The following is an 18,998-nucleotide window of genomic DNA, read 5'->3' as shown; positions in this document are numbered from 1 at the left end:
GTCAGGGGCGCGCCGCCGGCGACGAGGCGCCGAAATCGACCTGTGGCGGCGCCGCCATGGCCTTCTCGTCGGCGACCGAGAAATTGGGCTTGACGACGTAGCTGAACAGCTTGGCCGTGATGTTGGTCGGGAAGCTGCGCGTGAGCACGTTGTAATCCTGCACCGCCTTCACGTAGCGCCCACGCGCCACGGTGATGCGGTTCTCCGTGCCCTCAAGTTGGGCACGCAGGTCTTGAAAAGCCTGGTTCGCCTTGAGTTGCGGGTAGTTCTCGCTCACCACCAGCAGCCGGCTCAGCGCGCCGGACAGTTCGCCCTGTGCCGCCTGGAACTTCTGGAACGCCTCGGGGTTGTTGACGAGTTCCGGCGTGGCCTGGATCGAGGTCGCCTTCGCGCGGGCCTCGACCACCCGGGTCAGCGTCTCCTGCTCGAAGTTGGTCTCGCCCTTGACGGTCGCGACGATGTTGGGGATCAGGTCGGCGCGCCGCTGGTACTGGTTCAGCACCTCGGACCAGGCGGACTTGGTCTGCTCGTCCAGCCGCTGGAAGTCGTTGTAGCCGCATCCGCTCAGCGACAGGGCAAGCGCTGCGAGCAGGGACATCAGGATCAGTCTCATGGTTCGGTTTCCGTGGAAGTGAGAAAAGTGCGGGACGGTGAAGCGCTCACCAGGACGGGGTTGGCTGGCCACCAACGCCGCGGAATGAGCAGCAGCGCGAGGGTGGCGGCCAGTGGAATCGACAGCCACGCAAAGGTGCTCTGCATCACAGCGCCGAATAGCCATCCGGTGGCGGCCGATCCCAGTGTTTGTCCGAGGCCGGCTGCCGCGGCGAGCCCTCCCATCGCGATACCGAGCCGCCGCGCCGAGGTGCCGGCAGCGAGGTAGGCCAGGGTGGGGAGCACGAGACCCGTGCCCGCAGCCGTGAAACTCACGCCGACGTACAGCCACATCTCGCTGCCATGGCGGGCCAGCATCAGGAGCCCGGCGATGCCCAGGACCATGCCGCAGGCCAGTACGCGGCGTGGGTCGGCGCGCTCCAGCAGGCCGGTGAAGAACAGCACCGCGTTGACGCCCAGCATCACCAGACTGCACTCGGCGAACATCAACGACACCTCTCGGGAGGAGAGATCGGGGTGGCGCTGGCCCTGCAGCACGATGCCGAGTTCAAAGCCGGCAAGCACGAACATGACCACACCGTTGAGAATCCAGAGCGCCAGGGAGCGGCTCCGGGGTGCTCCGTCGTGATCGGCTGCGTCCGCCTCTCCAAGGGAGGAAGGTGCGGGAAGCGTTGCGGCCAGGCCCAGCATCATCAGCGCGCCGAGCGCGGCCGAGAGTGCGATTACGAGCGTGGTCGATGAGCCCTGTACCAGCACGCTCAAGAAGCCCAGGCCGACAAGCCGTTCTGCAGCGGCGTTCAGGCCGGGGCCGAACAGGAACCCGAGCAGCGACATCGCACCCAGCCATGCAAAGCGCCTGGCGCGAATCGATTCTGGGGTGTACTGCGCGACGAGCGCCGGCACCACCGGCACGACCGCGGCCACAAAAAAGCCCGTCGCGCCGCGCAGCGCATAGATGCCGACCACGCCCAGGGACTCGGGGCGCAGCAGCGGGAGCAGGCTGGCCACGTAGCCGATCAGGCCCACCAGCAACACGCGGGCACGCCCCAGCCTGTCCGCCAGCATGCCCCACAGGGGCGCACCCAGCAGGATGCCCGCCGTGTAGATGCCGCTGAGGTAGCCGACATGGCGCGCAAGCGCCGCAGGATCCGCGTCGCCCATCAAGGGCCGCAGCCAGTCGGGGATCAAGGGCATCAGTGCCCCATATCCGGCCGAGACGACGAATACGGCCGCAGCGAGCCAACCCAGCTGCGCGACGCCGAGGTCTTGCTGGCGGGTGGGCCCGGATTCGCGCGGTGATCGCATGGCGCGGCTCTCTACCATGGTGGCCCGCCGCTCAGGCTGACGCGGCCGCTGGGACACTGACACGCGACGTCACGCGCTTGATCCCCGGCAGGCGCGTGCGCTTGAGCATCAGCGCATTGATCGCGACGATCGCGGAACTGCCCGACATGGACAATGCAGCGACCTCGGGCGACAAGGTGAACGGATACAGCACCCCGGCCGCCAGCGGGAAGGCGATCACGTTGTAGGCCACGGCCCACCAGAGGTTCTGGTGCATCTTGCGCAGCGTCGCCCGGGACAGTTCGATGGCCCCGACCACGTCGTAGGGGTCACTCTTCATCAACACCACCTGGGCGCTTTCCATCGCAACGTCCGTCCCCGCGCCAATCGCAAAGCCCACGTCGGCCTGCGTCAGCGCCGGAGCGTCGTTGATGCCGTCGCCGACCATGCCGACCTTGTGACCCTGCTGCTGCAGTTCCTTGATCTTGGAGGCCTTCTGCCCGGGCAACACATCCGCAAGCACGATGTCGATACCCAGTTCCTTGCCGATGCGCTCGGCGGTCGCCTGGTTGTCGCCGGTCAGCATCGCGACCTTCACGCCGCGTGCCTGCAGCTTGGCGATCGTCTCGCGCGAGGTCGGCCGCACGGCATCGGCGATCGCGATGAGGCCGATCAGCCGGCCACCGCGCGCGACGTGGACCACAGTGCGCCCCCCGCCTTGCAGCCGCGCCGCCTCGCTGGCAAGGGGGGCCAGATCCACCTGTTCCGACTGCATCAGCAGCCGGTTGCCCAGGAGCACCGTCTCGCCCCCGATAGTGGCCCGTGCGCCTTGCCCATCGATGTTGGTGAAGTTCTCGGTGACCTCCGTCGGCATGTCTTCCGCACGCTTGAGCACTGCGAGCGCGAGGGGGTGCTCGGAGAACTTCTCCACCGCGGCGGCCGTCGCCAGAAGCCGCGTCTCCTCGACACCGGGCGCGGCCACCATCTCGACGACATCGGGCTGCCCCAGTGTCAAGGTGCCGGTCTTGTCGAACACCACGACCGTCAACTTGGTGGCGTTCTCCAATGCGGCCGCATTCTTGAAGAGAATGCCGTTCATTGCGCCCAGCCCGGTCCCGACCATGATGGCCATCGGGGTGGCCAGCCCCAGCGCATCAGGGCATGCGATCACGAACACGGTGATGGTCAAGGTGAGTGCGAACAGTAATGTCTGTCCCATCACCCAGTACCAGACGCTGAAGGTCAGCAGGCCAATCACGATCGCCGCCAGCACCAGCCACTGGGATGCGTGGTCGGCCAGCAGCTGGCCGGGGGCCTTCGAGTTCTGGGCCTCCTGGACCAGCTTGACAATCTGCGCCAAGGCCGTGTCCGCGCCGACCTTCGTGGCCTTGTAGCGAAAGCTCCCGCTCTTGTTGATGCTGGCGCCTACGACGGTGCTGCCCACGCCCTTCTTGACCGGCATGGACTCGCCCGTCAGCATCGACTCGTCCACTTGCGACGCGCCCTCGACGATCTCGCCATCCACCGGGATCTTGTCGCCGGGCTTGATCACGACCAGTTCCCCGGCTGCAACCTCGGCGGTCGGTACCTTGGTCTCCACCCCGTTGCGCACGACCGTGGCCATGGGTGGGGCGAGATCCATCAACGCGCGAATCGCGTCGGATGCGCCCGCGCGGGCGCGCATCTCCAGCCAGTGCCCCAGCAGGATGAAGACCAGCAGCACCGATGCCGCTTCATAGAACACCTCACCCTCGTAGAAGAAGGTCGCGCCGATGCTGAACAGGTAGCCGGTGCCCACCGACAGCACGACCAACGTGGCCATGTTGGCGACGCCGTTGCGCAGCGCGCGCCACGCCGCCACGTAGAAAGGCCAACCTGGATAGATGATCGCGGCACTTGCGAGGAAGAAAAGAAAGAGCTTGTCGTCCAGCCCGAACGGCGTCTGGAAGTCGCCGAACATCTTCCCCATCGGGGAATAGAAGAACACGGGAATGGCGAAGACCAGGGCCACGAAGAAGCGATTGCGCATGTCCCGAGCCATGTCCTGCATCGAGCCCGACCCGTGGCCCATGTCGTGCATCATGTCGTCCATCGCAGGGTCGCCTGCGTGGGCCTGGTGCGCAGCATGGGCGGCGGGCGTCGTGGCCGCAGCCTTCGCGCGTGCGGCCGTGGCGGGGGCATGCGCGTGGTGCCCCTCATGCCCCATCTCTTGCGCCTGACGTGCGGGTGCGCCGTGATGGCCGTGCACCGCATGGCTGGGGTCGGCAGAGACGCCAGCGGCGGGCGCGCACACGTGCTTGGGCGTCTGCTCGCCACGGCAGTGATAGCCGCATTCGGCGATGCGCTGGCGCAGATCCTCGACACTGAGTTGTCCCTCATCGAGATGGACCGTTGCGCTTCCCGCAACATAGTTGACATCTGCATGATGGACGCCGGGAAGCTGCAGCAGCTTGCGGCGTACTCCCTCCGCGCTCAGGCTCGATACGAGCCCTCCGACTTCAACGTTGATCGACTTCATGGCTGTTCTTCCTGTTCGCTGTGTTCGTGGTCTCAACGAGCGAGTCGGCCCGAGTCCAGGCAGTCCTGCGAGAACTCGAAGACGATCTCCCGGTCGGGAGCGATGACCTTGTGCTTCTTGCCGGCGTAGTGCAGCCGGGAGAGGATGTCTCTGATCAGGTTGAGCCTCGCCAACCGTTTGTTGTCGGCGTGCACGACAGACCAGGGCGCCGCGGCCGTATGGGTGCGCATGAACATCTCGTCGCGCGCCCGTGTATAGCCGTCCCAGTGCTTAAGCGCGACGGCATCCACCGGGCTCGACTTCCACTGTTTGAGGGGATCACGGCGGCGTTCCCCGAGCCGGCGGCTCTGCTCCTTCTTGCCGATGTCGAGGTAATACTTCAGCAGCTTGATACCGGAGTTGACCAGCATCTCCTCGAACTTGGGCACTGAGTTCATGAATTCCTCGTGCTCCTCGGCGGTACAGAAGCCCATCACCGGTTCCACGCCCGCACGGTTGTACCAACTGCGGTTGAACACCACGAGCTCTTCGCCAACTGGCAGGTGCGGGACGTAGCGCTGGAAGTACCAGCCCGTGCGATCCCGGTCGGAGGGCTTTCCTAGCGCGACGACCCGTGTTTCCCGAGGACTCAGGTGTTCGACCAGCCGCTTGATGCTGCCGTCCTTGCCTGCGCCGTCCCTTCCCTCCAAGAGGATCAGGATACGGTCGTTGCATTTGATGAAATGCCGCTGCAGTTTCACCAGTTCGATCTGCAGCATGTGCAACTGTGCTTCGTAGTCCTCGCGGCCGATCGAGCGTGTCGCTGTCTCGTCGCGCGCTGAGCCGTGGGCAGTGCCGGTGCCGTCCACATCGGCCTTGTGCTTGGCGCCTTTGGCGCCCTTCTTGTTCTTTGCCATGGGTTCTCCGTTAGGTCTGGTCGCAGGCGATCAGCATTGCGTGTGTCGACGCCCGGCGGGGCGCGGCGCTCATGTCCGCATCCGAGCGGGAGCCGCAGCCATCGCCTTGTCCGTAGGCTGCAGCCAGGTACGGTCGATTGATGCGCTGACGCCAGCGGGTCTTCTTCATGTCAGCCTCGCTGGCGCGTGTCCGAGAGGGAGGGAAGGAAGCGCGGCGTGCGCGCGGCATAGGCGTCGAACTCGGCGCCGAACTGCTTGCGCATGTCCTTCTCCTCGTTGACAGCCAGCCTCGAATACATCACGACGAGGAAGGGGAACATCAGCAGCGTCAACAGCGTCGGCCACTGCAGCAGAAAGCCGAAAAGGATCGCCACGAAGGCCACATACTGCGGGTGCCGAATCCTGGCGTATGGGCCGCTCACGGCAAGTTGGGCGTGCCGTTGCGCGTGGTAGAGCACCGTCCAGGCGCTCGACAGAAGCCAGAAGCCGCCCCCGATGAAGATGTAGCTCGCGATATGAAGCGGGCTGAAGTGAGGGTCGCCGCTCTCGCCCAGCAGGGTCGACCAGAGATGGCCGCTGTTGTGCGACAGCAAGTCCAGACTGGGATACTTGGTCTGAAGCCAGCCGGACAGCACGTACAGCGTCAGCGGAAAGCCGTACATCTCGACGAACAGGGCAACAATGAACGCTGCGAATGTCCCGAAGGTTCTCCAGTCGCGCGAGGTCTGCGGTTTGAAGAAGCTGAAGGCGAACATGATGAAGACCGCCGAGTTCACGAGGACGAGCAGCCAAAGCCCATAAGCGGGCGCATCGTGGTTCATTTGCGCTCTCCCGGGTACGGTGGATTCGCCTTGCTACCGTCGCCTGGTACGGCATGGCGATGCATCAGCACATGAGCGATGACGCAAGTCGCCAGGAGGACCAGTGGCAGCGCGGCCAGGTAGTGCCCGCGGTGTTCCGTCAGCAGCATGTAGATGCTCACGGCCAGGAAGACCAGAAAGCCCAGGAACCATCGCGAGCGCGAAAACCTTGGACCGGTGCGGTGAGAAGTTGTCATGGTCGTCCTCCTCACTTCGCCGGCTCAGGCATCCGGTCCATCATCATCTGCATCATGGACTGGCACATGTCCATGCGCATTTCGAGCATTTGCTGCCGCTCAGCTGTCGGCGCCGACTCGGCTCCATCCTTCATTGCGCCCATCATCGCCATGCCAGCCCGCATGGCCTGCATGTGTTCGGCCATGAGCGCCTTGCGCTGCGCAGGCGTCTTCGCAGCCACCATCCGTTCGTGCATGGCCTGCATCGACTTCAGTTGCGCATCCATGCCCTCGGTGGTCGGCGCCCTTGGCGTCTCGGCCGCGGTCGGACTCGCACCTGCGGGGTGATGGGCCTGATGGTTGTCCTGCGCGAACGCAGACAAGGTGACCAGTGCGGCGCCAACGATGGCCGCGATCGAATGCGTGAATTTCATTTCTCTCTCCTTTAGCCGCGGGTGCCTGCCATTGGGGCGAAACCGATGTCGCCGCAAGCGGACAAAGCCCTATGAAAACTCCGTAGTCGGGTACAGAGTCAAGGCTTATGAGTTGTGCGCCGGGTGTGACCGACACGGCAACTCAAAGGAGGCGCTACAGCGCGAGACGCTCGAACAGCAGCCACGACGGCCGCTTGGGAGGTGGTCGCTGGTGACCCCTCGATGGGATGGCTCGCAGAGCCAACGTCGGAGCCAGCAGCTGGTCTCCATAGGCGGGAGGCGCCAAACCGACGAGGTCGAACGCGAAGGTTGGTGCTTTCTGAATGGCGGACTGGTTGACGTCGCCGCAGAGCTTCAGGCACGGGGCCTTCGACGGGTCGTGGGAACCTTCTTCGTGCTCACCATGGAGGCCTTCATGATTTCCATGCCCGGACGATGGGACATGCTCATACCCGACAGCATGCCGATGTTGCTGCGGAGACTCCAGAAGGCAGGCATTGGCCACCCCGGCCCCGAGCGCAAACAGCCATACCCCGAGCACCATCCACGCGATGGCGCGAATCCTGCGGTGGTTGAGAAGTGTGCGCATGTGCGGCCTATTGACCCATTGACACCTGTGATCCTATTCCCAACTGAGCTGCGGGAAATTGATTTGGATCAAATGGAGGCAAGGGTCAACTACGCGGTACTGCGTTATTCTGTGTTGCTCGTGAATAGACAGTGGATCGCTCGATGAACGAAGGTTTGGGTGATTGGATGACGGTTGGCAGGCTGGCGAAGGTCGCTGGCGTCGGCGTGGAGACAATCCGCTACTACCAGGGACGCGGCCTGTTGCCGATCCCGAAGAACGCCGGCAGCTTCCGGCGCTACCCCGCTTCGATGATCCAGCGGATCGGCTTCATCAAGCGCGCTCAGAGCCTTGGGTTCTCGCTGGACGAGGTGAAGTCGCTCTTGGATCTGGAGGATGGGCGGAATCGCCGGGCTATTCAGACGGTGACACGGCGGCGCCTTGACCAGATCGATGAGAAGGTTGGCGACCTTCAGCGCATGCGAGGCGCTCTGAGAGACATGCTGGAGAGGTGCGAAGACACGGGAGAGGCGCTTCCTTGCCCTATCATTGCTGCGCTCATGGGGCCTTTGAATACGTCCGAATGATTGCGCGCTGTGAGGAACAGACGAGACCCAAGGAAAGCGAACGAGGCCTGTCGCACTTCGTTGGTAATGGTCGTGCGGACTGTTCGCTGCACAAAAATGCCGAATGAATTTTCAGCAATCTCACGGCCGACTTAGACGACGTGAACTGCGGCGGTCGGCGTAGCGGATACATCGCCCTACGTCGACCCTGCCGGCGCGATCCACTCAGTCGACTGTCAATCTCACAAGTCCCGCCTATTCTCGCTCAAGGATACGCGCACCGGGCCCCTGGCCTGCGAGTATGTCGCCCGGATTACGCAACGGGCACTCTTTGAGAGAGAGACAACCGCACCCGATACATCCCCCGAGTTCGTCCCGCAGCCGCATCAACTGCGTAATGCGGTCGTCAAGGTCTTCACGCCACCTAGACGCCACACGGCGCCAATGCGCAGCAGTCAGATGAACGCCCGGCTGATACTGCCCGAGAGCGTCGAGCACTTCGTCCAGCGATAGTCCGGCCCGCTGCGCGACTTTGACGATGGCCAGATACCTCAAGATAGCGGGCGAGTATCTCCGCTGATTTCCGGACGTGCGTTCGCTCTGGATCAGGCCCTTGGACTCGTAGAAGTGGATCGTGGATACGGGCAGGCCGCTGCGCTGTGACACCTCTCCAACCGTCATGCGAGGCTCGCAACCTAGCCTTGTCAGTCTTGCGGGTGAGTTGGCCTATGGAGCGATTGTTTCCGCGGATCATCCTGGCGCTTCGGTGCGGGAAATGGTTTTGCTCAGCGCCGCAAGGCAGACTGCCTTACGTGGCGGGCGAGGACGTGGCGCGCACCGCTGCGGCGGTACTGCGGGCGGACCCTGTTCCGCCCGGAGAGCTGGCGATCACCGGCCCGCAGGCTCTCACCGCCGAGGCGCTGGTGAACAGCATCAATATCATCTTCGGAGCCAGCATCGACCTGGTGCCCGTCAGTGAGGAAGCCCTGGCGCTGCATCTGCAGGTCTCGGGCTTTCCGAAATCCACGGTGCGAGAGGCGCTGATCATCGAAGAGGTGTCCAAACGCGGGCTGGCGCCGTTCTCCGACGGTGTCATCGAGCAGATGACCGGTCAGCCGCCGCGCAGCATCGAGGCGGTGCTGGTCGAACACCGCCTCGATTTGCTGTTGTCCACCAGCACCCCCCGGCTTTGAGACGAGTCGACTTCTTCGACTCTAGAGGCTGCAGGCGTGCTTGCTGCAGTACATGATCCACGCCGAGACGATGATGAAACAACGATCTGTACGAACAGCCACCCCGACGACGGTGGTCGCCAAGCCTTTTGCCACGGAACGTGTGCCAATTGTTGGCGACGTCGCCAGCCTCGGCGGCGTAACCGTGTCCAACGTTCGTTTCTATGAAGCAGAGAGGTTGATCCATGCTACGCGCACGGCAGGCAACCAGTGCCTCTATGGGCCCGTATCTAGCACCTATGCCAGTTTCAAGTAGGGATTGTTCGGTGGCCGCTCATCGAACAGTTGGCCAGGGTCATCGAGTAAGTAGCCATGCAGCTTGCGCGACTTGCGCGGGCCGGTGACCTCGCAGGTCCAGATGTTTAAGCTGCTGGGCTGCTTGCGATGGACCTGCAGCTTCTCGAAGCGCTTCTGGACCCATTGCCAGTCGACAACGGCATCCTGCTTGGCGAGTGCTGGAACTTGAGGATGCTCCTGGACATAGCGCTGAAACACCCCAGGGCTTACCAGGAACACCGTGTCGTCCACGGTATGCACCAGTGCCTTGGCATCGTTGAGGATCAGCTTTCGGCTCTGCAAGCCATGCCTAAGCCAGCCCATGAAGTGCTCGCCCGAAGGCTGCTGTGTCGATGCCGAAGATTTAGACGCTGGCACAGGCAGTACCAGCGAACTCGTTGCGAAGGCCGGGACGGGCTCTGCATCCTGTCGCGTCGCAAGGAGGTGTCCGGAGCCCACCATCGCCAGCATGTCTTCCATGACGTCAGGCAGGGGCTGAACTGCGGGCGGTGAAGCCAAGTTAGCGGGGCTGCTGCCTTCCCAAGGTGGCGTCGTCTGTTCTTCCAAGACAGGCTTCGCGGCAGTCATAGGCGGGGCAGCCTCCGAGCCAGCATCCTTCTCGATTGCCGCAGCGTCGATTGCCACCGTGCCGGTAAACGATGCTGGCCGTTCGCCAGCTTCCCAGATCAGCGCGGGAGCTAGACGCAGCAGGGTAAATGAGTGGGACCAGCCGGTCGCACTGGTCACGGTCGCGCGCCAGACCGCCTTCCCGTCCGACGTCGGCTGCAATATGCCGTGGTCCTGAAGCACGTTGAACACCGCAGTGTTGTTCGTAGGGATGCCATCGATGCCCTCTGACAGCAGGTGCGCACGTAGCTTGTCCGAAACCGTCTTGCTCACCAGCCACAAGGCGTCCTCGGTGAGCCAGCCATCGGAGGCTTCGGGCTGGTTCAGCTTCAACTCTTCCTTGAGCAGGTAGCGCAACCCGTCCAGCAGCTTGCGTTGCAGCGCGTGCTTGGGGGCGGCCATAGCGCGCGCGGGATCGCCTCCCAACTCTTGGGCCACGGAAGCGCGGTCGGCCTGTACGACAAGTTCGCCCAGCACGCCGGCGTGCTCGTACTGGCCGGCCAGGACGTAGAGCAGCGGTCCCCACAGGTCGGGATAGCCACTGAGCCAGTCCAGGGCATCACGGTCGAGGAGTTGGCGGTAGAGCAAACCTGTCGCAGCGCTGTGGAGCCGATATTCTCGATCGTCGCGGTAGCGGAAGCGGTATGGCTGGTGCAGCGGGCCGTGCCAGGGGTGCCACAGCGAGCCGTCGGCCAGTTCGACGTGCAGATCGACGGCGATCTTGCCGATGTCGTGCAGCAGCGCGGCATAAGCGACTGCGGCAGTCCAGGCTTCAGACTGCGCCGCCTGGTCTTCGGGACTGGCGCCAATGGGCAGCAGATGGGACTGCCGCAGCTTGAGCGCATAGGCGACGATCTCCAACCCGTGATCCAGCATGCCGCCGGGGTAAGCGTGGTGATGGCTTTCCGATGCGGGGAATTGTTGGACCAACTCGGCGTAGTGCTCCAGCGGCGTGCGGTATAGGGTGGCGAACTGCCGCCGCGACAGCGACGTGCGCTGCCAGATGTGTTCCAGCAGCTTCTGCCGGCGCGGTGTTGCCAGCAGCGATGCGGCCGATTCGGGCCGCAGCAACCCTTTCGGGAGGTCGGTGGCGGGCGCTGGCGACGGGGCAGCGACCGGGGGCCGTTTTCGCTGGAACAGAGAGAGCATGCGGGTGTCCTGTCGCGGGCCGAGCGGGAGGCCTTTTTGCCTTTTCGGGATAGAGCCTTTCCCCTTGCACCCCATTCCCTTGCCATTTCGACCCTTTACAGCCTTTGGGTATAGGGCGACGGGTGCTGACCGTCCACCGCCAATGCGGGTTGCAGCAGGGCCGGATTGATGCAGGAAGGCTGGCTGTTCACGCCCTACGATGGGCCGATTCTTGGACTCGGAGAACGCCGTGAGGCTTCACGTTGACAAAGTAAGGAAATTTCCTTACCATGCGGGTATCGCAATCAGGAGAGCCGCCATGCCTGCCATCCACGAAGTTGCCACGCTGACCTCCAAAGGCCAGATCACGCTGCCCAAGCCCATCCGGCAGGCGCTCGGCGTCGATGCCGGTGGCAAGCTCGCGTTCGATCTGCGGGGCAGCGAAGTCGTCGTCACCCGCGTCGATGCCGAGCATGAGGACCCCGCCATCGGCGCATTCCTGAGCCTGCTGGCCCGCGACATCGAAGCTGGCCGGAACGTCCAGGGCCTGCCCGAGGATCTGGCCCGCGCCATGCTGGAGCATGCTGGCCACGGTCTGGACCTGGACGAGGAGATCGACGGGAAAGTGGAACTCTGATGCAACGGCATGGCTGGACGCTGCTCTTCCACGACTGCGTGATCGAGCAGTTGCAGAAACTGCATGCGACCGCGAGGCGCGCGCAGGAGAACGACCCGACGGGCTTCGAGTCCAATGCCAACGTCAAGCTCTTCCGGGCCTTGAGCCAGTTGATCTTGGATGTGGTGCCAGGCGATCCGGCACGCGACGAGTACCGCCAGGGCAACACCTTGGGACCTGCCCACCGCCACTGGCGAAGGGCCAAGATCGGACGGCGGTTCCGGCTGTTCTTCCGGTATGACTCGAAGGCGAAGGTCATCGTGTACGCCTGGGTCAACGATGAACAGACCCTGCGGTCTTCGGGTAGCAAATCGGACCCGTATGTCGTGTTCGAGAAGATGCTCGGGCGCGGGAACCCACCAGACGACTGGCATGCGCTGATACAGGCAAGCAAGCAGGATTGGAGCAAACTGGAATAGGCATCGCTCAATAGCAGGAGACGACCATGAACACCACGACACGCATCCGTACCGCAGAACGACTCGGCCGCACCTTGGGTCGCGGATGGCGTGCCTACGTGCGCGGCGAACGCCGGGCATCGAGCTGGTTGGTGTCAAAGGGGGGGGCGGCGGCCGGTGCCACCGCGCTCGTGTGGGTGGTCAAGCTGGTTGCGCTCGGGGTGCTGCTGTACACCACCTTCTGGCTGGCGGTGTTGCTACTGCTGGGCGTTGCGGCGGTATGGATGGCTGGCAATTCGGCTAGAGATGAAGACCGCTGGACGCAACAGGATGAATTGCGCAATGGCGAGGCGGGCTTTGGCCTGTATTCTTCCAATGGCCAGCGGCTCGACCCTCACGACCCGAACGATCCGTTCGATGACTGAGGTTTGGCCTGTTTGTCACAGAACCTTGCCGGCTACCTTGTTTACACCTGACCCGGCGCTATCACGCGCTTCCTTGGAGCCGACAGCAAGGTTCTGAGCAATCACCCCAGCCTTAACTCCGACCCACCCCAAAGCAGCGACCCAAAACGTCGGCAGGACCAGAAACATCGTGCCTGTGACGAACATCAGGAGCATGTCGCCGAAGGCGTTGTTCAGCCCCACCAGCGGGTCGAAGTTGGTGTGCGGCCGGTTCCAGCCGAACCCCCAGCCATAAAGTGCGTCCAGGATCGTCGAATCGATCCAGCGCGCAAGCTGAAACCAGAAATCCGTGAAGAACAGCGCGAACTGCACGACGCTGACCGTGACGACCGTCTTCAAGTCATAGGTGCCCACGACCAGCACGAGCGGGATGCAGATTACCAATGCCATCTTGAGCAAGGCGAGCACCATCGGCAGCGCCTGCCGCACGACGTCCATCGCGGGAAACGAGGCAATCGCGCCAACTGCCATTCCAACGTCTCCCGTAGCCCGCGTCACGATGTTTGGCAAGGTCTTGTCGATCTGGCCGCCGTAGTCGGTATAGACGCTGCCTTGGTTCAGCTTCTGCTGCCGCGGTGACGCGATCGCGCGGATCACCGAATTGTCCACCTCGGCCCGGCTCAGGAAGCCAGCCCAGCCCGCCAGGCGATTGAGCAGGCTCGGGTCCACCTGTCCCAGCAGCCGTGCCCGCAGGCCATTGCTGCCATCAGCCCACCATTGCCTGCAGGTCGGGTAGCCACCGCCACTGGATACCTGGGCCAGCCCAGCGTCGCGGTTGCTGTCATAGGGCCAGTCATCGCGCGGCGTGCTGGAGCGATACGTGTCGTAGTACCCGTTCGTGTCGGTGAAGAACCGCGATCCGATCCAGGTCACGTCGTGCATCTGCTGCTCATCAAGTTGAGGGCGCTGCATGAACAATTTGGCCCGTGCAGGCCCATAGCAATCCCGAGAGAAATCCGCTACTTCCTGAGCCAGCACCGGATCATCGATGCGCGTGGCGTCGATCTCCATGCGCATCTGCCGCAGGTCCGTGCCGCACGGGATTGCCGCCACCGAAGCGCCCGTGACGGCGCGCGAGAGCGCGTGCATGAACGCCCACCACACCGGCACCTTCGCCGACTGGTTGTTGATGGTGCTGAAGGACTGCGACCAGCCGGTATCCGCGGGCTGCGCCACGCTGACCTGGCACTGGGCCGAGCGCGAGCTGTCGTACTGGATGGTGTTTAGGTCCACGTCGATGAACGGAATGCCGGCGAACATCACCACCACGATGGCGACGAAGACCCGGTTCTCGATGCGGGCGGCGCTCAGCACGCCTTTATTGCCCTCGTCGGCGCCTTCAGCACGAGCTTTCAACCACTCCTGCACGACGATGGCGACGAAAGGCAGCGCGAATACCCCGCTGGATACGAGGACCGCCCAGATGCCGTTGTTGACGATCCAGGAAACGAGTGTGAGGTAGTACTCCAGGTAGTCGGTCGTGAAAAGCGTCATGGCCTCGATCCCCTCAAGCGGCCTGCATCAACAAGCTGGCTTCCAGCACGACGATGGCGACGACGCCCGCGATCTCGCTGCGCATCAGGCGGCGCCGTGCCTGCCCATCTGCCCCGTCCTGGTCTTCGCGCGCCAGCAGCCGGCGGCGCATCCAGAGCCACCCGTAAACCGTGGCCCCGTACAGACACAGCCGCCACACGAAGAAGTAGCCCGATGCGGCCGCGAGCCACCGCTCCCATCCGGCCACGCTGCCGACCAGGTAGATGCCGGCGATGTTGGCACCCACCGCAGCGGCGACGAGCACCACCGCCCACAGCAGCGCCGTCGCCGCGCGCCGGCTGAAGAGCCAGCGCAAGGGGCGCCAGGCCATGCGCTCCGCGTTCATGGCCTGGCTCCGGGATTGCCCTTCTGCAACTGGTCAAGGCGGTCGGGTACCGGATCGCCCTCGTAGATGCCGCGCGAGCCGGCCGCCCGCGTGCCGTGGCGCTGGATGATGGCCATCGGCGAGTTGTTCGCCAGTTCGCGCCGCAGCTCCAATTCCGTCTTCAGGTTGCGGATCTCCCGGTCGAGCGTGTCGCTCTCATGGTTCACGGCCTGCACCGCAAGTTCGTTGGCTGCGACGTTGGGCTCCTTCTTGCCCGTGAGCAGCGTGCGTTGGAGCAGGAGCGCCTTCTCCAGCACCGATGACAGCGCCACTTCGGACGCGAGGCGCCGCGCCAGCAGGTCCTGGTCCGGCTCGTCGCGCAGCGCCTCGATCACGCCGCGGGTGATCGGCAGCGACGTGCTGCCGGCCTCGCGCAAGTTCTCGAAGGTGGTATTACGCGTGCCGGAAACCAGCTCCTGCAAGACCTCCAGCTTGGCTTCGTACTCCTCCTGGATCAGCGGCGTCAGCCCGACGCCGGGCACCGTCTCGGTCTTAGTGCAGGAGTCGCACGTGCGCTGCACCTGCTCTCCGAGGGCGCGCGTGGCCCATTCGGTCGCCTGCTGCGGCGACGTCCAGGTCTGGCAGGACAGGCTCGCGCAACTGGTGGACGCGATGGAGGAGGTGTCCGTCACGCCGCGACCGTTGACCAGGTTGTAGCCCGCGCGGGTGACGTCGCCGACCACCCGGATGGCGGACTGGCCCGCGCCACCGGCATTGCTGCCGCCCACCCAGGGCACGCCGTCGTTGCCGCGGCGCGTCTCGGCCTGCTCGACGGCCGATACGGCATCGTTGCTGCCAACCGCGTCACGCAGGGCCATGCCTTCGGCCATCTGGCTCCAGCCAAGCTGGCCACCCGCCGTCTCGGCCATCTTCTCCGCCATGGCGCGGCACGTCAGCTTGGAGCGGTCGAAGTCCAGCCGCGCCTGCAGCACGCCGTTAGTCAGCAGGTTGTACAGGCCCGGATCGGCGCGCTGAATGATCAGCGCCGGCAGCGATGCAACCGCGCTGGTCGCGCTCTGGATCACGTTGCTCATGATCTGCTGAAAGCCGTTCGTGATGCCGTTAAGCTGATTGCGCAGCGTGGTCTGGATGCTCATGTCGCCGCAGATCAGGTTGCTGTTCCACCCCACGCCGACCCCGATGGAACGCATGCCGGCCGCGCGGCCCATGGACACCGCACTGCCACCGCCGATCGAGTACATGACGTCATCGCCGAGGACGGGGCCGCTGTTCTGGTATCCGACCTGCGCCCACGCCATGCCGCAGACCAGAGCGAGCGTGCCGGCCAGCGCCGTCGGGCGCAGCAGGCGGCACGCCTTGGCGGAAAGGTTCATCGGTTCAGGACGCTTCATCGTGGCACCTCAGAGGAAATCGACGCTGCCCAGGAACACCTGACCGCGGCGTTCGCAGCACGCATAGGGACGCCACAGCGCCCAGGCGTAGTCGCCTTGCTGGGCCTGGGTCAGCGTGCCGCTGTGCGGGAACACCACGCAGGTGTTGGACAGGCGCGGCGTCAGCTCCTGCCACTTGCCCGTAGAGGCATCACCCTCCATCAGCTCGCCGGCCGGCCAGTAGCCGTCGCGGGCGTTGGCAAGCAGCGGCTGGTACACGTGGATCTGCCCGCGGCGCGTGACGACATCGCCCGCGCGCTGGGCCACCACAGCCCCGGATTTTTGGTCGTCGGTCTGGTGCAGGAAGCCGCCGCGCGGATAGACGTTGCCCCAGAGATTCATCGTGGTGCGCGCACCGACCTCGCGCATGCCCGGAATCAACGCCTCCGGGTAGGCCATTTCAGGCACGTTGTAGCGCCAAGCCAGCGTGTCCAGCGTGCTGAGTAGATACGGCATGAAGGCCGTGCCCGCGCCTTGGCAGAAATAGCCCGACGACGATGCGAACTGGTTGAATACCTCGCCGCCAGGATGGCCGATGACATCGCTGTTCTTGAATTTGGCGAGGTTGTTTTCGTGGTCTTCGTTCGTGGTCCCATCCCCACCTGCCTGTGCGGATGGGTTGGGCGTGCTCATCGCCTGCACTTCGACCCAGGGGTTCTCCCCGGTGTTGCTGTAGCTGGAGACGACCGCATCGGGCACGTAGTGCCGGACCTTGGTGGACGTGCGCACCGTGCAGCCCGTCCAGGTGCAGTAGAGCCAGTAGCAGATGCCCACCACCCGGTATTCCAGGCAGTCCGGCGACATGACGGAGGACACGATGGTGGCGGTGTTCAGGGCGTAGCTGCCGGTGGCGCTGACCAACAGCAGCGAGGCCACGGCGACGCGCAGGCGGCGCAGCAAGTCGAATGGGCGATGGGTCACGGCTGCGTCCTCCGGTACTGCTCGATGCGGGACACCGCCCGGGCCACGTCCGGCTCGCCATAGACCACATAGCGTTGATCTACCACGACGGCCGGGATGGCGGCGACGCCCAGGCTCCATGCATCGGCGACGCCCTGGTAGGCGGTGCCGATGCGGCGCTGAAGATCGGTGCCGCCTTGGTTCAGTCGTTGCCGGACGATGGCTGCTGCCCGCTCGGGGTCGGCCGGCAGATCCGCGGAAAGCTCGGCCTCGATCCGGGGCGCTTCGTCCAACTCGATCAGCCGCTCGCCGCCGGCGGTCTTGACCGGGTGGCGGCTGTCGGTGACGACCACCACGTCGGCGGCGAAGGTGGCCGGGCTGAACACGGCCAGAGATGCCGGCAGCGCCACGGCCAGGCCAAGGGTTCGCCAGCCTGGTGCGAACCGGGTAAAAGCTGCTGGCATGTCATGCGCCCCGGAAGTTGATCAGGGCCATAGTCAAACGCCGAACCCCACGCGGCCCCAACAAACAATGCGCATCGCGGCCACCCCGCATACCTGCTTGCGTCGCTGCGAAGAAAAAGCGGAGGCCGAAGCCTCCGCGCTGATCAACGAAGCAGTGCAACCTTTACAGCAGGCCGGACTCCGCAAAGGAGAACGGGGCACCCTGGCCGACGATGATGTGGTCCAGTACCCGCACATCGATGAGCGCCAGCGCGACCTGCAGTTGCTGGGTCAGCATGCGATCCGCGCTCGACGGTTCGGAGATGCCCGAGGGGTGCTGGTGGCTGAAGACCACCGCGGCGGCATTCAACTCCAGCACACGCTGCGCGACGACACGCGGATAGACCGATGTCGAGTTGATCGTGCCCCTGAACAACGGCTCGTAGGCCAGCACCTGGTGCATGCTGTCCAGGAACACAGCGGCGAATATCTCATTGGGCTCAGCGACCAGTTTCAGACGCAGGTAGTCCCGCACAGCGGCCGGTCGGCTGAGGCACGGTCCAGCTTTGAAGATCCGTCTCTCCAGCAGCACGATGGCTTGCTGGATGATCCAGTCCTCGTGTTGGGTAGCGATGGCGGAAAGCGACTCCAGGTAGGAGTCATTGACGACGAAAGACATGGCGAACCTCCAGACGGTGAGATCGGAGGGCGCGCGCCCTGGGAGGGCAAGCCCTCCTGGGGAACGAACAAGGTGCATCCATCACCGCGGTAGCGGTGATCGTTCGCGGCCAGGACGCGAGGCGAACGGGTTGCGGTCAGCGCAGCGGACTGCGCCGTAGCCTTGAAGACCGGGGCTACCTGGGCATGTCGCCGACGACGTCGGCAGGCATTTCCGATGTGGGTGTGGTGGCGGGATCGCCGGCGGCGAGCATGTCCATGGCTGACAGCAAGGCATCGCCCTCGATCGGACCCTGCAGCAGGATCGCCTTGCCGCTTTCGCGATCGTGCAGCCGCAGCGACGGCGTGGCGGTCACGCCGCTGTTCGTGGCTTCCGCAGTTTGGGTACGAATCGCCGCGTCGGGCCGCTCGCTCGCGATGCACTGCTCGATGGCTGGCGTCAGGTCGGGGTAGCGCAGGTCCTCGGGCAAGCCCTGGCCGTCGCTGCGCGTGTGGGCATATACCCACTCGACGGCTTGCCAGAAGGTGGCATGCCCGCCGGCTTCGCCGGCGCATTCCGCCAGACGCGCTTCGGCAGAAGCGGCCGGTTCATGTGCGGCCAACGGCAGGTGGTGCCATTGCAAGGCCACGTCGGCATTGCCGGCCACCCAACGTTTGAGCACAGGGAAATAGGACCGGCAGAACGGGCATTCGAGGTCCGCGTACAGCGTCAGTGTGAAACGACCTTCCGGATTGCCCATCTGCCACGGAGGCCCTGCCACCTGTGTCTCGCTGACTGGCGCCGAAGTCTGAGGTGTGGACCCGCCTGGCGAACGGGACACGAGCCAGATCAGCAGCAGCGCAACCAGCACTGCAGCCAACGCCCACGGCCAGCGGGTCCCCCAGCGCCGACGGCGGAACGCCTGCACCTGCATCGGGATGGAAGGATGTTTGTGTTCCATGGCGTTCTCCGG

24 protein-coding genes are annotated in these 18,998 nt (G+C 64.4%); 6 read left to right on the top strand and 18 right to left on the bottom strand.

The annotated features are described in order from the left end of the window. Position 1: 1 nt before the first annotated feature. The 9 genes from ACZ5YA_RS27885 to ACZ5YA_RS27845 form a co-directional block, all read right to left on the bottom strand. A complete protein-coding gene (locus tag ACZ5YA_RS27885; RefSeq protein ID WP_003121536.1) occupies positions 2-613 on the bottom strand; it encodes a LemA family protein in 612 nt (203 codons plus the stop codon). Next, positions 610-1,935, bottom strand: coding sequence for an MFS transporter (locus ACZ5YA_RS27880; RefSeq protein ID WP_009516022.1), 1,326 nt, complete (start codon positions 1,933-1,935; stop codon positions 610-612). The genes ACZ5YA_RS27885 and ACZ5YA_RS27880 overlap by 4 nt, the downstream gene beginning before the upstream one ends. Positions 1,936-1,948: 13 nt before the next feature. Then, on the bottom strand, positions 1,949-4,414 hold the full coding sequence (locus ACZ5YA_RS27875) for a heavy metal translocating P-type ATPase (RefSeq protein WP_031687142.1): 2,466 nt from the start codon (positions 4,412-4,414) through the stop codon (positions 1,949-1,951). Between the two features lie 32 nt (positions 4,415-4,446). Beyond that, complete coding sequence (gene ppk2 / locus ACZ5YA_RS27870) at positions 4,447-5,310, bottom strand: polyphosphate kinase 2 (RefSeq protein WP_003090242.1); 864 nt, start codon at positions 5,308-5,310, stop codon at positions 4,447-4,449. Positions 5,311-5,320: 10 nt separating this feature from the next. Then, a complete protein-coding gene (locus ACZ5YA_RS27865; protein WP_010791738.1) occupies positions 5,321-5,479 on the bottom strand; it encodes a hypothetical protein in 159 nt (52 codons plus the stop codon). A 1-nt stretch (position 5,480) separates the two neighbouring features. Next, a complete protein-coding gene (locus ACZ5YA_RS27860; RefSeq protein WP_003090238.1) occupies positions 5,481-6,131 on the bottom strand; it encodes a methyltransferase family protein in 651 nt (216 codons plus the stop codon). After that, on the bottom strand, positions 6,128-6,367 hold the full coding sequence (locus tag ACZ5YA_RS27855) for a DUF2933 domain-containing protein (RefSeq protein WP_003090237.1): 240 nt from the start codon (positions 6,365-6,367) through the stop codon (positions 6,128-6,130). The genes ACZ5YA_RS27860 and ACZ5YA_RS27855 overlap by 4 nt, the downstream gene beginning before the upstream one ends. A gap of 11 nt (positions 6,368-6,378) precedes the next feature. Continuing rightward, positions 6,379-6,780 (bottom strand): hypothetical protein, encoded by a 402-nt coding sequence (locus ACZ5YA_RS27850; protein ID WP_003090236.1) that lies wholly within the window; start codon positions 6,778-6,780, stop codon positions 6,379-6,381. Positions 6,781-6,934: 154 nt separating this feature from the next. After that, positions 6,935-7,369 (bottom strand): hypothetical protein, encoded by a 435-nt coding sequence (locus ACZ5YA_RS27845; RefSeq protein WP_079279895.1) that lies wholly within the window; start codon positions 7,367-7,369, stop codon positions 6,935-6,937. Between the two features lie 143 nt (positions 7,370-7,512). On the opposite strand from ACZ5YA_RS27845, the gene ACZ5YA_RS27840 reads away from it, so the two are divergent. Continuing rightward, a complete protein-coding gene (locus tag ACZ5YA_RS27840) occupies positions 7,513-7,935 on the top strand; it encodes a MerR family transcriptional regulator (RefSeq protein ID WP_003090234.1) in 423 nt (140 codons plus the stop codon). A 234-nt stretch (positions 7,936-8,169) separates the two neighbouring features. On the opposite strand, the gene soxR is transcribed toward ACZ5YA_RS27840, so the two are convergent. Continuing rightward, positions 8,170-8,595 (bottom strand): redox-sensitive transcriptional activator SoxR, encoded by a 426-nt coding sequence (gene soxR, locus ACZ5YA_RS27835; protein WP_006226036.1) that lies wholly within the window; start codon positions 8,593-8,595, stop codon positions 8,170-8,172. 47 nt (positions 8,596-8,642) lie between these two features. Between soxR and ACZ5YA_RS27830 the strand changes: the two genes are divergently transcribed. Together ACZ5YA_RS27830 and ACZ5YA_RS27825 are read left to right on the top strand one after the other, a co-directional pair. Beyond that, the gene (locus tag ACZ5YA_RS27830; protein WP_010791737.1) at positions 8,643-9,107 is read left to right on the top strand and encodes a Rossmann-fold NAD(P)-binding domain-containing protein; all 465 of its coding nucleotides are present in this window, start codon (positions 8,643-8,645) and stop codon (positions 9,105-9,107) included. A gap of 52 nt (positions 9,108-9,159) precedes the next feature. Then, a complete protein-coding gene (locus ACZ5YA_RS27825; protein WP_073674113.1) occupies positions 9,160-9,402 on the top strand; it encodes a MerR family DNA-binding transcriptional regulator in 243 nt (80 codons plus the stop codon). Here ACZ5YA_RS27825 and mobH read toward each other — a convergent pair. Continuing rightward, positions 9,384-11,198 carry a MobH family relaxase gene (mobH, locus tag ACZ5YA_RS27820; RefSeq protein ID WP_010791736.1) on the bottom strand — a complete coding sequence of 605 codons (1,815 nt, stop codon included), beginning with the start codon at positions 11,196-11,198 and terminating at the stop codon, positions 9,384-9,386. The genes ACZ5YA_RS27825 and mobH overlap by 19 nt on opposite strands. A 298-nt stretch (positions 11,199-11,496) precedes the next feature. On the opposite strand from mobH, the gene ACZ5YA_RS27815 reads away from it, so the two are divergent. From ACZ5YA_RS27815 to ACZ5YA_RS27805, 3 genes are read left to right on the top strand one after another with little or no spacing between them, the layout of a single operon-like run. After that, entirely contained in the window at positions 11,497-11,814 is a 318-nt protein-coding gene (locus ACZ5YA_RS27815; RefSeq protein WP_013391814.1) for a type II toxin-antitoxin system PrlF family antitoxin, read from the top strand. Next, positions 11,814-12,272, top strand: a complete 459-nt coding sequence (locus ACZ5YA_RS27810; RefSeq protein WP_013391813.1) for a type II toxin-antitoxin system YhaV family toxin — start codon at positions 11,814-11,816, stop codon at positions 12,270-12,272. Before ACZ5YA_RS27815 ends, ACZ5YA_RS27810 begins: the two co-directional genes overlap by 1 nt. A 26-nt stretch (positions 12,273-12,298) precedes the next feature. Next, entirely contained in the window at positions 12,299-12,676 is a 378-nt protein-coding gene (locus ACZ5YA_RS27805; RefSeq protein WP_013391812.1) for a DUF3742 family protein, read from the top strand. 15 nt (positions 12,677-12,691) lie between these two features. On the opposite strand, the gene ACZ5YA_RS27800 is transcribed toward ACZ5YA_RS27805, so the two are convergent. The 7 genes from ACZ5YA_RS27800 to ACZ5YA_RS27770 all read right to left on the bottom strand — a co-directional run bounded on the left by ACZ5YA_RS27800 (position 12,692) and on the right by ACZ5YA_RS27770 (position 18,986). After that, a complete protein-coding gene (locus tag ACZ5YA_RS27800) occupies positions 12,692-14,209 on the bottom strand; it encodes a conjugal transfer protein TraG N-terminal domain-containing protein (RefSeq protein WP_042992643.1) in 1,518 nt (505 codons plus the stop codon). Between the two features lie 13 nt (positions 14,210-14,222). Then, positions 14,223-14,594, bottom strand: coding sequence for a hypothetical protein (locus ACZ5YA_RS27795; RefSeq protein WP_013391810.1), 372 nt, complete (start codon positions 14,592-14,594; stop codon positions 14,223-14,225). Beyond that, positions 14,591-15,985, bottom strand: coding sequence for an integrating conjugative element protein (locus tag ACZ5YA_RS27790; RefSeq protein ID WP_013391809.1), 1,395 nt, complete (start codon positions 15,983-15,985; stop codon positions 14,591-14,593). The genes ACZ5YA_RS27795 and ACZ5YA_RS27790 overlap by 4 nt, the downstream gene beginning before the upstream one ends. Before the next feature lie 9 nt (positions 15,986-15,994). After that, positions 15,995-16,858 carry a TIGR03756 family integrating conjugative element protein gene (locus ACZ5YA_RS27785; protein ID WP_425439547.1) on the bottom strand — a complete coding sequence of 288 codons (864 nt, stop codon included), beginning with the start codon at positions 16,856-16,858 and terminating at the stop codon, positions 15,995-15,997. 83 nt (positions 16,859-16,941) lie between these two features. After that, positions 16,942-17,388 carry a TIGR03757 family integrating conjugative element protein gene (locus ACZ5YA_RS27780; protein ID WP_003116803.1) on the bottom strand — a complete coding sequence of 149 codons (447 nt, stop codon included), beginning with the start codon at positions 17,386-17,388 and terminating at the stop codon, positions 16,942-16,944. Between the two features lie 163 nt (positions 17,389-17,551). Next, positions 17,552-18,046, bottom strand: coding sequence for a JAB domain-containing protein (locus ACZ5YA_RS27775; protein ID WP_003116804.1), 495 nt, complete (start codon positions 18,044-18,046; stop codon positions 17,552-17,554). A gap of 175 nt (positions 18,047-18,221) precedes the next feature. Then, positions 18,222-18,986: a DsbA family protein gene (locus tag ACZ5YA_RS27770; protein WP_003116805.1), complete on the bottom strand. Its 765-nt coding sequence runs from the start codon at positions 18,984-18,986 to the stop codon at positions 18,222-18,224. Between the last annotated feature and the right edge of the window lie 12 nt (positions 18,987-18,998).

This window comes from Achromobacter sp. JCM 18799 (assembly GCF_055395645.1).
This window is presented reverse-complemented; position numbering and strand designations above follow the sequence as displayed.